This window comes from Faecalicatena contorta, assembly GCF_021531995.1.
GTDB lineage: Bacteria > Bacillota > Clostridia > Lachnospirales > Lachnospiraceae > Dorea_A > Dorea_A contorta_A.
The window spans coordinates 1-12721 of record NZ_JAFBIZ010000092.1 but is presented as its reverse complement, the minus strand read 5'-3'; the positions used below and the strand labels follow the sequence as shown (position 1 = coordinate 12721).

Sequence of the window (12721 nt, the reverse complement as noted above, 5' to 3'; positions counted from 1 at the left end):
ATAAATTCATGTAACTTTTTAGGTGATTTTTCGTAATTCGTTCGTCAGTGTTTTCGTAATGATCCTGTACGAACTTCTTAACGCAAACTTCGCATGATTTTTAAGAAAAATGTGGCGATTTCGGTAGCTATCTATAATGCGATTTATAATGCAACTTTTCATTTTCGTAATCTTCGTAAAAAATCCACTATTATTTCTTACTATTTTTCCTTCCTGATACCGGAAAGGAATGAATATGGCAAAAATTATATCAGTAGTAAACCAGAAAGGCGGAACTGGAAAATCCGCATGTGCAGCAAATCTTGGTGTAGGGTTGGCTCTTATGAATAAGAAGGTGTTAGTCGTGGATGCTGATTCTCAGTCAGATGTGTCTGCTGGATTTGGATTCCGTGACTGCGATAATAGTAATGAAACATTAACAACGCTGATGGAAATGGTGTTGAATGATGAAGATATTCCGGAAGACTGCTTTATCCAGCATACAGAGGAAGGTATTGATATTATCTGTTCCAATATTGGATTGGCAGGAACAGAAGTACAGCTTGTGAATGCAATGAGCCGTGAGTTTGTCCTGAAACAGATATTAAACAGGGTAAAAGACAGGTACGATACAGTTTTGATAGATTGTATGCCATCTTTGGGTATGTTCACCATCAATGCCCTGGCAGCATCGGATGAAGTATTGATTCCGGTAGAAGCATCTTATCTTCCAATCAAAGGACTGCAGCAGCTCTTGAAGACAATCGGTAAAGTAAGAAGAATATTCCATTTTCTGTCAGGATGAAAGAAGCGGTCAGAGAGGGACAGAGTATTTTTAAATACGAACCAAAAGGTAAAGTTGCGAAAGCATATATGAGTTTTACGGAGGAGGTTCTTGAACATGGCAGGTAAAAAGAAATCAACGCCAATCCCGTTACAGTCATTAGATGCCCTGTTCGGAACGACAAGTGAGGAACAGGCAGGCATCCAACAGATTGCTCTGGATAATCTGCATCCTTTCTCAAATCATCCTTTTAAGGTTCTGGATGATGACAAAATGGCTGAGTTGTCTGAGAGTGTAAAGACCCATGGAGTTTTGGTGCCTGGTATTGTAAGAATAAAGGATACTGGTGGTTATGAAATTATAGCAGGTCACCGCCGCAAGAGGGCGTGTGAGATAGCAGGCTTGAAAACCATGCCAGTTATTATTAAGGACTTGACAGATGATGAATCGACTGTGATTATGGTTGACTCAAACATCCAGCGTGAAGAACTGTTAATAAGTGAAAAGGCATTTGCCTATAAGATGAAATATGATGCATTGAAACGTCAGGGCAAACGAAGTGATTTAACTTCTTGCCAAGTTGGCAAGAAGTTGGCGGCAGAGGATATCAGCCAAAATTCAGAGGATAGTACACGGCAGATTCTCAGGTATATCCATCTGACGGAATTACATCCGGTTCTTCTGGATATGGCTGATCATAAACAGCTCCCGTTTAATACTGCTGTTGAATTATCATATTTAAAAAAAGAGGAGCAGGATATATTGCTGCAGTATATGGGTAACCATGAAATGGTTCCATCTATGAAGCAGGCACAGGAAATGAAGAAGTGTTCTAAGGAACATTTACTGACATATCCGGAAATTGATAGTATCTGTTGCCAGGGTAAAACAGAGAAATTACAGGTGAAGATGCCGGAAAAGAAGCTCCGGATGTTTTTCCCGGAGAGTTATACAAAAGAGCAGATAGAAGATGTGATTTTTAAATTGTTAGAGGAATGGGCAGACAATAAGGAGCGTGTTCAAAATGACAATCGTGGATGTGATTAAGAAGGTATTGTTACCACTGGCAGCTATGGTATTCTGGATCTGGATGGTAAAAACGATTATGGGAGTGACCGGGAATACAGATTTATTTATGTTCCTGTTCCTTGCAGGACTTCCGTTTGGAATACATAAAATGTGTATTATTTTAATCCCCAGAGGTTATGATGTTGGGGGTACTGTTGGAATGATCGCATTGAGTGTTATTGTGGGTGGTTTATTGGGAAGCCTTATGATCCCATATTATATTGTGAGGGCAATCTATGTGACCATCCGGTATATAGTTAAAAGATAATGAATACATTGATACAGATAACCAAAGATAGCAGTTATAAGCAACGTTATTTAAAGAAGATTATTGCTGTACTTCTTATTGCGGTGGGAGTATGTGTTATTGCTTTTGGAATCATAGTATGTAATAAATTGCGGCAACCACAAAATTATATAGAAGCAGTAGATCCAGATAGTGTAGAAATGAAAACGGCGGAATTGTTGTCTGGAATTGATGGAACCATGATGTTTCGATATAATTCAAAAGATACAATTCAAACATTGTATGTTTACTTGTCAGAATACCAGTCTGGAAAACGAATTTCTCATAAGAAGGTTTTGGAACTTTCCTATCAGAATATGAAATCTACAAAAAATGGATTGATTGTCATCACACCGGATTTTGATAATTTTACTACAAAGCTTATTGCAGCAGATGAATATTCAAAATATATGACAGAAACGCCAATCTTGGAAGGTGTTGCAAACAGAGAATATTATGGCAGATCTGCAACATCTATAGAGAATAAAAGCACGATAGAGTAGGGAACAGAGCAAGGATTGGCAGCACTGATCTATGGCGAACAAGGAGTGAGCTCGTTGCCGATACAGGATATTAGAGGTGAGTATATAGATACAGATAATGAGTATATGTATTATTATTCGGTTGAGTTCATAAAATAAGAATAGAATAGAAAAGAGAGAAGAGGATGCCACGAAATCATTGACCTGATGATTCCGTGATATCCTCTTTATGGATTTCAGAGTTTGTTTCTCAGCTTTCGGTATTCTCTCGGTGAATATCCTTTCAGCTTGTGGAAAAGCCGACTGAAATACAGCTGGTTATCATATCCGACGATTTTAGAGATTTCATTGATGGAATAGGTTGTTGTTTCAAGTAACATCTGAGCATTGTTGATTCGGATTCCAACGATGAATTGCATTGGTGTGGAACCGGTATATTTTTTGAAATTCCGGATAAACCAGCTGACACTCATTCCTCGTGAGGCAGCATAATCATCTATGCTAATATTCTGGTTATAATTTTCACTGAAAAAGGTAACGGCGTTATCCATCTCGTGATCCAGATATTCATTTTTTAAGATATGTTCCCTGGTCAGTTCCCGATGAAAGATGATAAGAAGATGACGGAGCAGAAGGACAAGCATTTCTTCATAATTATCCTGGCAACGCTGAAGCTCGATGATAATGCGCTTGAAAATCTGTTCGTATTCCATAGAGGTTCCGACCTGAAATACACGCTTTTTATCCGGGAATCCATATTGCCGTAGGATATTTTTTACATTGCTGCCTGTAAAATGAATCCAGTATACTTCGGTCTTATCTTTCCCATAATATTCATATTTCTGAAGTTCCTTCGGTCTGTACAGTACAATATTACCGGCGGGGACAATCGTTTCGTTATCCACATTGTCAAAATGAAAATGCCCACAACCAGCAGTGATATAGATAATCTGATAATCCAGGCGTCCCCTTGGACGGTAGGTTGGTAACTTTGGATGGCTGGAAAGGCGGTAAGTACCGCAGCTTCCTACAACCAGTGGGCGACTTTTGTCTTTGAAATCCATATGGGAGTGGTTTAAATAACCGGTATTCATATACATATGGCAGAACCTCTTTTCTTTTTTCTTGTTATTGTATCATTTAGTGCATATTTTGTCTAATCCAATTCATAGACATATTTTGCAGATTAGGATAAGCTATATATAGCAAAACAAAGAAACGTAAACATAAAAGTAAAGAACAAGGTTTGCTGTGGGAAAACAAAGTGCAAAAAAATGTATATGTATTAAAGGAGAGTTATTTATGATTGTACCACGTTATTATGAGGATTTAAGCGTACTGCATGAAAATACAATGCCAGCCAGAGCCTATTATATACCGGCATCCAAAAGAATGGATAACCTGGTGGAGCACAGGGAAGAGTCAGACCGAATGCAGTTATTGAACGGAACTTGGAAGTTCCAGTATTTTAACAGCATCTATGATGTTCAGGACCCTTTCTTTGAGAAAGATTATGATACAGAAAATTTTGATGAGATTCAGGTTCCGAGTGTATGGCAGATGGCAGGATATGACACACATCAGTATACAAACATCCGGTATCCGTTCCCATTCGATCCACCGTACGTACCGCAGGATATTCCATGTGGAGCATATGCACATACCTTTGTTTATCACAAAGATGAAAATGCACCAAAAGCCTTCTTGAACTTTGAAGGCGTAGATAGTTGCTTTTATGTATGGATTAATGGCTCTTATGTAGGATACAGCCAGGTTTCCCATATGACCAGTGAGTTTGATATTACGGATCTCCTTCAGGACGGAGAAAACAGCATAGCAGTTCTGGTCATGAAGTGGTGTGATGGTTCGTATCTGGAAGATCAGGATAAATTCCGTATGAGTGGTATTTTCCGGGATGTGTATATTCTGAAACGTCCGGAGCAGGCAATCAGCGATTATCATATAAAAACCAAGATTGAGGATATGCTTGCAAAGATAGAGCTTGATGTGAAATTCTACTCTCCAGCAAATGTAAAAATTTCGATTGAAGATAAAAATGGAGCAGTTGTCGCAGTAGGAAGTATTGCCGAAGAAGGAACAGCGGTGTTAGAGATTGCAAATCCGGAGCTTTGGAATACAGAAAATCTATATCTGTATCAACTGATTCTTGAGACGGAAAATGAGGTAATTGTAGATCATATCGCATTACGAAAGATAGAAATTAAAGATCAGGTTATATATTTAAATGGGCAGAAGATTAAATTCCGTGGTGTCAATCGTCATGATTCCGATCCAGTTGCTGGATTTACAATCAGTGTGGAACAGATCACAACCGATCTTACGTTAATGAAACAGCATAATTTTAATGCAATCCGTTCCAGCCATTATCCGAATGCACCATTCTTCTATGAAATGTGTGATAAATATGGATTTATGGTGATAGATGAAGCGGATATTGAGGCACATGGTCCATTCATGCTTTACCGAGAGGAAGACACAGACTATAACCGGTTCAAACGATGGAATGAAAAGATTGCAGATGATCCGGCATGGGAAGCAGCCATTGTTGACCGTGTGAAACTCATGGTAGAACGTGATAAAAACCGTTTTTGTATTGTCATGTGGTCTATGGGAAATGAAAGTGCTTATGGCTGCAACTTTGAAAAAGCACTTGCTTGGACAAAGAAATTTGATCCGGATCGTATCACACAGTATGAGAGTGCAAGATATCGTAATTATGATGAAACATATGATTACAGCAACTTGGATGTGTATAGTCGTATGTACCCGGCACTTTCCGAGATTCAGGAATATCTGGACAAGGACGGAAGCAAACCATTCCTTCTGGTAGAGTACTGCCACAGCATGGGAAATGGGCCTGGCGATTTTGAAGATTATTTCCAGATGATTCAGGACAACGATAAAATGTGTGGTGGTTTTATTTGGGAGTGGTGTGATCATGCGATTGCTCATGGCACTGCTGAGAATGGAAAGAAAATCTATGCCTACGGAGGAGATCATGGAGAAGAAATTCATGATGGCAATTTCTGCATGGATGGGTTAGTATATCCGGACAGAACTGTACACACAGGACTTTTGGAATACAAGAATGTTTATCGCCCGGCAAGGGTTGTTTCCTATGATAAAGAAAGTGGGGAACTGGTTCTTCATAACTATATGGATTTTGATGATCTGAAGGATTATGTAAAAATCAGCTATGAACTGACACAGGATGGACTCGTGATCAGTAAAGGAAAACTCGCAGAAGTTTCTGTGGCACCACATAGTGAAGGAAAAATAAGTCTGAATATCAATGTTCCAGAGAATGGAAAATGTTATCTGAAACTTATTTACCAGTTGAAAAAAGAAATGCCACTGTTGGAGAAAGACCACATTCTGGGATTTGATGAAATCGAGGTAAGTCAGAAAGACGCAAAATGCCAGCTGGCAGAGAAGTGGCTGGAAAAAACATCAGCAGATTCTGAATTACAGGTAAATGAAAATGATACACAGATTCACATTAAAGGTCGTGAATTTGCTTATACAATAGATCGACGTACTGCACTCTTCACGGAGATGAAATTCGCAGGACGGGAATATCTGAACCATCCGATGGAGTTAAATATCTGGAGAGCCCCAACAGATAACGATATGTACATCAAATCTGAATGGAGGAAAGCCCACTATGATCAGGCTTATACAAGAGCCTATACGACAGAGGTTGTGCAGGGAAAACATGGTGTGAAGATTACAAGTCATGCTTCCGTTGTGGCAGAGACAGTGCAGAAGATTCTTGATGTGACGATTACATGGACAATAGATGCGGCAGGAAAAATAGACGCAGATATTGAGGCCACAAAAGATGGAGAGTTCCCGGATCTTCCGAGATTTGGTGTGAGAATGTTCTTGGATAAGAAACTTGCAGATGTCAGATACTTTGGGATGGGACCGCAGGAAAGCTATCGTGATAAGCATCAGGCAGCAAGCCACGGTTTGTACCGGGCAAATATAGGGGATTTGCATGAAGATTATATCCGTCCACAGGAGAATGGAAGCCATTATGATTGCGAATATGTAGAACTTAACAATAGCCGATATGGAATTGTGGCATCCGCAGAAAAGGCATTTTCCTTCAATGCTTCTTATTATACACAGGAAGAACTTGAGAAGAAAACACATAATTATGAATTGACAGAATCAGACAGCGTAGTATTTTGTGTTGACTATGCATTAAATGGAATAGGTTCTAACAGTTGTGGTCCAGTTGTATTGGATCAGTATCGATTTAATGATGTATTATTCCGGTTCCAGTTTACTCTGGTTCCGTATGTAAAGGGATAATAAGGTTTTAGGTAACCCGTTAACAAGGAAGGAGAGTCTGATTGTTTTGTAAAGTCCGGATATACAGAACAATCAGACAAAAACAAAGCGAAAAATTTAGAATTAGGCATCATACTGTTAGGCATCTTGAGATTCTAAGTGCGATGAATATGAGGAGCAAAAGAATTCTATGGAAGAAAAAAAGTATTTAAAATGGTATAACAAAATAGGATATGGTTCGGGTGATATCGCAGGTAATGTAGTTTATGCGTTCCTGACATCTTTTATGATGGTCTATCTGACAGACTCAGTAGGACTTGCTGCTGGTGTCGTAGGTACCCTGATTGCCGTATCAAAATTATTTGATGGTTTTACGGATATATTCTTTGGATCTATGATCGATAAGACACACAGCAAGATGGGAAAAGCAAAGCCATGGATGTTGTATGGTTATATTGGATGTGCCATTACATTAGTCTGCTGTTTTGCAGTACCAGTCAGCTGGGGAACAACTGCTAAATATGCATGGTTCTTTATCTCTTATACACTGTTAAATGGTGTATTTTATACCGCAAATAATATTGCATACTCAGCACTTACATCACTCATCACAAAGAACAGCAAAGAACGTGTACAGATGGGATCTTACCGTTTCATCTTTGCATTTTCGACAAGCCTTCTGATTCAGGCAATTACAGTCGGATTTGTCGATAAGTGTGGTGGAGACGCAGCTGCATGGAGAACTGTAGCCATTATTTATGCAATCATTGGTCTTATTGTAAATACGATTTCTGCTCTTTCTGTTAAGGAGCTTCCAGAAGAGGAACTTAACGAAGGAGAAGTAAAAAATGAAGATGAGAAGTACGGAATGGTACAGGCATTTAAGCTTCTTATCAAAAACAAATATTATATGATGATCTGTGGAACTTACATTTTACAGCAGTTATACAGTGCCATGATTGGAGCCGGTATTTATTATATGACATGGGTACTGAAGAATAAGAATCTGTTCGGACAGTTTGCGTGGGCAGTTAATATTCCTCTGATCATTGCCTTGATTTTCACACCAACCTTAGTTGGTAAGTGGAAAGGCATGTACAAACTGAACTTAAGAGGTTATATCTTAGCAGTTGTCGGTAGAGCACTTGTTGTCGTTGCCGGATATATGGGTAGTGTTCCGCTTATGATGGCATTTACAGCTCTTGCAGCATTAGGACAGGGACCTTGGCAGGGAGATATGAATGCAGTTATCGCATCCTGCTCTGAATACACTTATCTTACACAGGGAAAGAGAATTGATGGTACGATGTATTCTTGCACTTCTCTTGGTGTAAAAATCGGTGGAGGTATTGGAACTGCTGTTGTCGGTTGGATGCTTGAATTCAGCGGTTATGTTGGAACGAATGTAACACAGCCACAGTCTGCACTTAATATGATGCAGTTTATGTATCTGTGGCTTCCATTGATCTTTGATGTGTTGATCATGTTTGTGCTTTCAAGAATGAATGTAGAAGGTGCAAATAAGAAACTGAAAGCAGAAAAAGGAATTACTGCAGACGAAGTAACAGATGCATCAGACATGGATTAGAATTTGACAGGAAAAAGCGTTGTCTGATCGGTGTTCGATAGACAATGCTTTTTCCATATTACAAAACAATATAGGGGTGGTGTTTTGAAAATAGAAGAAGCAATCAAATTATTGAATGTAAATTCTTTTGATAACAAATTAACAGAATTGTACGTTGATTCGAATCGAATCCCACAGGAAAAAGAACGGTATTTGAAAGCAATCGACAGCTACAGGGCATATTTTGGTGAAGGCGAGATAGAAATATTTAGTGCACCGGGCAGAAGTGAGATAGGCGGAAACCATACGGATCACCAGCATGGGAAGTGCTGGCGGCGTCCATTAACAATGATGCAATCGCAGTTGTAAAAAAACTGGAAGAACCATTCGTGAAAGTGATGTCGGATGGTTACAGTAACCTGATTACGATTCGGCTAGATGACCTAGAGAAAAAGATTGAAGAAGAAGGAAGCACGAATGCTCTGATTCGTGGTGTGCTTGCCAAGATGAAAATGAATGGTCATCTGATCGGAGGATTTCAGGCATATGTGACCAGTGAAGTGCTGATTGGTGCAGGTCTTTCCTCCTCAGCTGCTTTTGAAACACTGATCGGGACGATTCTATCCTATATGTACAATGATGGTGAAGTTACTCCGATTGAAATTGCTAAGATTGGTCAGTATGCAGAAAATATATATTTCGGGAAACCATGCGGCTTAATGGACCAGATGGCGTGTTCAGTAGGAAGTCTGGTGCATATTGACTTTGCGGATCCGGAAAATCCGATTGTGGAACAGGTTGACTTTGATATGAACGCTTATGGGTATAGCTTATGTATTACAGACACAAAAGGGTCACATGCAGACCTGACGCCGGATTATGCGGCAATACCACAGGAAATGAAACAGGCTGCTAAGTGCTTTGGAAAAGAGTTCCTTGGCGAAGTGCCAAAAGAAGAGATTTTGAACCATATTACTTTGATACGTGAGCTGGCAGGAGATCGTGCAGCACTTCGGGCATTGCATTTTGTATGTGAAAATGAACGTGTCAAAAAGGAAGTAGATGCATTAAGAAAGGATAATTTTCCAAAATTCCTGGCGAATGTGAAAGAATCCGGAGATTCTTCTTTTAAATATCTTCAGAACGTCTATACTTGCCATGATGTACAACATCAGAACGTGTCTATTGCATTGGCACTGAGTGATGTGATATTCGGAGAAAAAGGTGTATGTAGAGTTCATGGAGGAGGATTTGCAGGAACCATACAGGCATTTATTCCAAATTATTTAGTTCCGGATTACCAGAAGGAGATGGATACAATCTTTGGAAAAGGTTCCTGTGAAGTATTAAAGATCCGTAAGTATGGTGGCATAAAAGTATTATAATCACGAAAACAAAGAAAAGGAGAAATGATCTATGAGTAGCATTTTAGTATTAGGTGGAGCTGGTTACATTGGTTCTCATACTGTGTATGAGCTGATCGAGGCAGGGGAAAATGTAGTAGTAGTAGATAACCTGGAAACAGGATTTCGTAAGGCTGTGCACCCGGATGCAAAATTTTATCAGGGAGATATCCGGGACAGGGCATTTATTGATTCTGTATTTGAAAAAGAAGATATTGATGGAGTGATTCACTTTGCTGCCAATTCGCAGGTCGGTGAGAGTATGGTAAATCCGCGCAAATATTACAATAACAACCTGTGCGGAACAGAAGTATTGCTGGAAAGTATGGTTGCACATGGCATCAACAAGATTGTATTTTCATCAACAGCAGCCACATACGGAGAACCGGAACGGATTCCGATTCTTGAAACAGACCGCACGGTTCCAACAAACTGTTATGGAGAAACAAAACTTTCCATGGAAAAGATGTTTAAATGGACTGCGAATGCCCATGATTTACGTTTTGTATCCTTACGTTATTTTAATGCATGTGGAGCACATCCAAATGGAAAGATTGGGGAAGCTCACAATCCGGAAACACACCTAATTCCACTGATCTTACAGGTGCCGAATGGAAAAAGAGAGTATATTTCTATCTTTGGAAATGACTATGAGACAAAAGATGGCACATGCGTAAGGGATTACATCCATGTAAATGATCTTGCACAGGCTCATATCCTTGCCATGGAATATTTAAGGAAAGGGAATGACAGTAATATTTTCAACTTGGGAAATGGCATTGGATTTACAGTTAAAGAAGTGGTAGAAACAGCCAGAAAAGTAACTGGACATCCAATTCCGGCAAAAGAAGAACCTAGGAGAGCGGGAGATCCGTCAACGCTGATTGCATCCAGTGAAAAAGCAAAAGATATTCTTGGATGGAAACCAAAATTTGATGATCTGGAGACGATTATTACAACAGCATGGAATTGGCATAAAAATCATCCAACTGGTTATGAAGCATAGTAGGAGGGGAGAAAGATAAAATGATTGATCAGCTGTCTTCCGATTGTAGGAGGTTCTATTTTAAGTCATGATCATTTTCAGGGTGGCGGGTATGTGTTTGCCATGGCAAAAGCACCTTATGAACTGGAATTTGAATTAGAAGGATATCCAGATGTACACGCAGGAATTGTAAAGTGGCCGATGTCAGTGATCCGTCTGCAGGGGAGAACAACGGAGAGTATTGTAGAGGTTGCAGATCATATCCTTACAAAATGGCGTGTCTATTCAGATCCGGAAGCTGATATTTTCAGTGAGACAAATGGTATGCCACACAATACAATTACGCCGATTGCAAGAATGCGTGGAAATCTGTATGAACTGGATCTGGTTTTGCGTAATAATATCACAACCGCTGATTGTCCGCTCGGACTTTTTCATCCACATGCAGAGTACCATCATATTAAAAAAGAAAATATTGGATTGATCGAAGTTATGGGACTGGCTGTATTACCTGCCAGACTGAAAAAAGAAATGGCAGAATTGGAACAGGCAATTCTCAATCATGAGGACCTGAGACAGAATGAAACAATGGCTGCTCATGCTGACTGGGCAGAGGAATGGCTGTCAAAATACGAGATTACAGACAGCAACATTCATTCTATTGTACAGAAAGAAATTGGAATTGTATTTACGAAAGTTCTTGAGGATGCAGGAGTTTATAAGAGAACAGAGGAAGGGAAAGCTGCATTCAAAAGATTTGTTAAAAGTTTATAAAAAAGGACCACTTCATTTTTGTGAAATGGTCTTAAGAAAAAATGTTCAGTTTTCACAAAATAGTCCTTTTAGTATTTATACATGGTATGGATGCTCAAAATATTCAGCGTAGAATACTAAAAGGTTGTTCAGATATTTTTTAAGATTGCTCATTTGCGATTCCTCCTTTCCTTGTTTACAAGTTGATTATAGGATAGATGAAAAAGGATTGCTTGCCAAATCGAAAGAAGATATAGACAAATGTTGCAAAGGGGAGTATTTCATGCAGTTAAAATATGTTGATACAAAAGAGGAGATCATAGCGGTAAATAAAAAGTCAAAACATATTGAGCCACATCTTCATAATGCACTGGAAATTGTTTGCATAACGAGTGGGACATTAGAGCTTGGTGTCGGGCAGGAACTTTACCATATGAAAAAAGGAGATATAGGATTTGTATTTCCAGATATTATTCATCACTATCAGGTATTGACACCCGGTGTAAATAAAGCGACTTATCTGATTGCATCGCCATTTACGATTGGTAAATTTGCAGAGATTATGCAAACCATGGCACCTGAATATCCGGTTATAAAAGCTGAAAAGGTTGAACCGGAGGTGTACAGGGTTATCAATGCGATTTTGGAAACGAAACAGTCTGATATCATTGTTGCACAGGCGTATCTTCAAATTGTGTTAGCACGTTGCGTAGGGAAACTGAATCTGGTAGAAAAGAGTCATGTGGGGAGCAAAGATCTTATCTATCAGACGGTTTCCTATATATCAGCAAATTTCAAGAAAAAGTTATCATTGGAAGAAATGGCAAAAGATCTGGGTGTTAGTAAATATGTCTTATCCAGACTCTTTTCCAAAACCTTCCACAGAAATTTCAACCAGTATCTTAATGATGCAAGACTTAACTATGCATGTCATCGCTTGGAAAATACGAGCGATTCTATTACAAATATTTGCCTGGACAGTGGATTTGAAAGTCAGAGGACATTTAACCGGGTATTTAAGGAAAGATATAAAATATCGCCGAGTGACTATCGGAGTACATGTCTGAAAGATATGTTGTCATAACATATAGATT

The 12721-nt window shown here is 39.1% G+C and carries 8 protein-coding genes and 3 pseudogenes; 10 read left to right on the top strand and 1 reads right to left on the bottom strand.

The genetic code is table 11. From position 1 onward, the window contains the following. The first annotated feature begins 235 nt into the window (after positions 1-235). From JQM82_RS11700 to JQM82_RS11685, 4 genes and pseudogenes are all read left to right on the top strand, one after another. Positions 236-891 (top strand): annotated as a pseudogene (locus tag JQM82_RS11700) (ParA family protein). Beyond that, on the top strand, positions 881-1810 hold the full coding sequence (locus JQM82_RS11695; RefSeq protein ID WP_235250515.1) for a ParB/RepB/Spo0J family partition protein: 930 nt from the start codon (positions 881-883) through the stop codon (positions 1808-1810). Before JQM82_RS11700 ends, JQM82_RS11695 begins: the two are co-directional and overlap by 11 nt. Then, on the top strand, positions 1788-2099 hold the full coding sequence (locus JQM82_RS11690; RefSeq protein ID WP_235250514.1) for a DUF6050 family protein: 312 nt from the start codon (positions 1788-1790) through the stop codon (positions 2097-2099). The genes JQM82_RS11695 and JQM82_RS11690 overlap by 23 nt, the downstream gene beginning before the upstream one ends. 8 nt (positions 2100-2107) lie before the next feature. Then, the gene (locus JQM82_RS11685; protein ID WP_235250513.1) at positions 2108-2620 is read left to right on the top strand and encodes a hypothetical protein; all 513 of its coding nucleotides are present in this window, start codon (positions 2108-2110) and stop codon (positions 2618-2620) included. 215 nt (positions 2621-2835) lie between these two features. Here JQM82_RS11685 and JQM82_RS11680 read toward each other — a convergent pair whose 3' ends face one another. After that, positions 2836-3699, bottom strand: a complete 864-nt coding sequence (locus JQM82_RS11680) for an AraC family transcriptional regulator (protein ID WP_235250512.1) — start codon at positions 3697-3699, stop codon at positions 2836-2838. A 202-nt stretch (positions 3700-3901) separates the two neighbouring features. On the opposite strand from JQM82_RS11680, the gene JQM82_RS11675 reads away from it, so the two are divergent. The 6 genes and pseudogenes from JQM82_RS11675 (at position 3902) to JQM82_RS11650 (ending at position 12711) form a co-directional block, all read left to right on the top strand. Beyond that, positions 3902-6940, top strand: a complete 3039-nt coding sequence (locus JQM82_RS11675) for a glycoside hydrolase family 2 TIM barrel-domain containing protein (RefSeq protein WP_235250511.1) — start codon at positions 3902-3904, stop codon at positions 6938-6940. 169 nt (positions 6941-7109) lie between these two features. Then, a complete protein-coding gene (locus tag JQM82_RS11670; RefSeq protein WP_235250510.1) occupies positions 7110-8507 on the top strand; it encodes an MFS transporter in 1398 nt (465 codons plus the stop codon). 84 nt (positions 8508-8591) lie between these two features. Then, positions 8592-9871: pseudogene (locus tag JQM82_RS11665) on the top strand (galactokinase). A 31-nt stretch (positions 9872-9902) separates the two neighbouring features. Then, the gene (gene galE / locus JQM82_RS11660; protein WP_235250509.1) at positions 9903-10895 is read left to right on the top strand and encodes a UDP-glucose 4-epimerase GalE; all 993 of its coding nucleotides are present in this window, start codon (positions 9903-9905) and stop codon (positions 10893-10895) included. A 36-nt stretch (positions 10896-10931) separates the two neighbouring features. After that, positions 10932-11648: pseudogene (locus JQM82_RS11655) on the top strand (galactose-1-phosphate uridylyltransferase); the annotation flags it as partial. A 262-nt stretch (positions 11649-11910) separates the two neighbouring features. Then, a complete protein-coding gene (locus JQM82_RS11650) occupies positions 11911-12711 on the top strand; it encodes an AraC family transcriptional regulator (RefSeq protein WP_235250507.1) in 801 nt (266 codons plus the stop codon). Positions 12712-12721: the final 10 nt, after the last annotated feature.

What these genes read in the sequence shown, in the direction of transcription:
- JQM82_RS11695 (WP_235250515.1), top strand. Translation starts at nt 881, where the DNA reads ATGGCAGGTAAAAAGAAATCAACGCCAATCCCGTTACAGTCATTAGAT.
- JQM82_RS11690 (WP_235250514.1), top strand. Translation starts at nt 1,788, where the DNA reads ATGACAATCGTGGATGTGATTAAGAAGGTATTGTTACCACTGGCAGCT.
- JQM82_RS11680 (WP_235250512.1), bottom strand. Translation starts at nt 3,699, where the DNA reads ATGTATATGAATACCGGTTATTTAAACCACTCCCATATGGATTTCAAA.
- JQM82_RS11675 (WP_235250511.1), top strand. Translation starts at nt 3,902, where the DNA reads ATGATTGTACCACGTTATTATGAGGATTTAAGCGTACTGCATGAAAAT.
- JQM82_RS11670 (WP_235250510.1), top strand. Translation starts at nt 7,110, where the DNA reads ATGGAAGAAAAAAAGTATTTAAAATGGTATAACAAAATAGGATATGGT.
- galE (WP_235250509.1), top strand. Translation starts at nt 9,903, where the DNA reads ATGAGTAGCATTTTAGTATTAGGTGGAGCTGGTTACATTGGTTCTCAT.
- JQM82_RS11650 (WP_235250507.1), top strand. Translation starts at nt 11,911, where the DNA reads ATGCAGTTAAAATATGTTGATACAAAAGAGGAGATCATAGCGGTAAAT.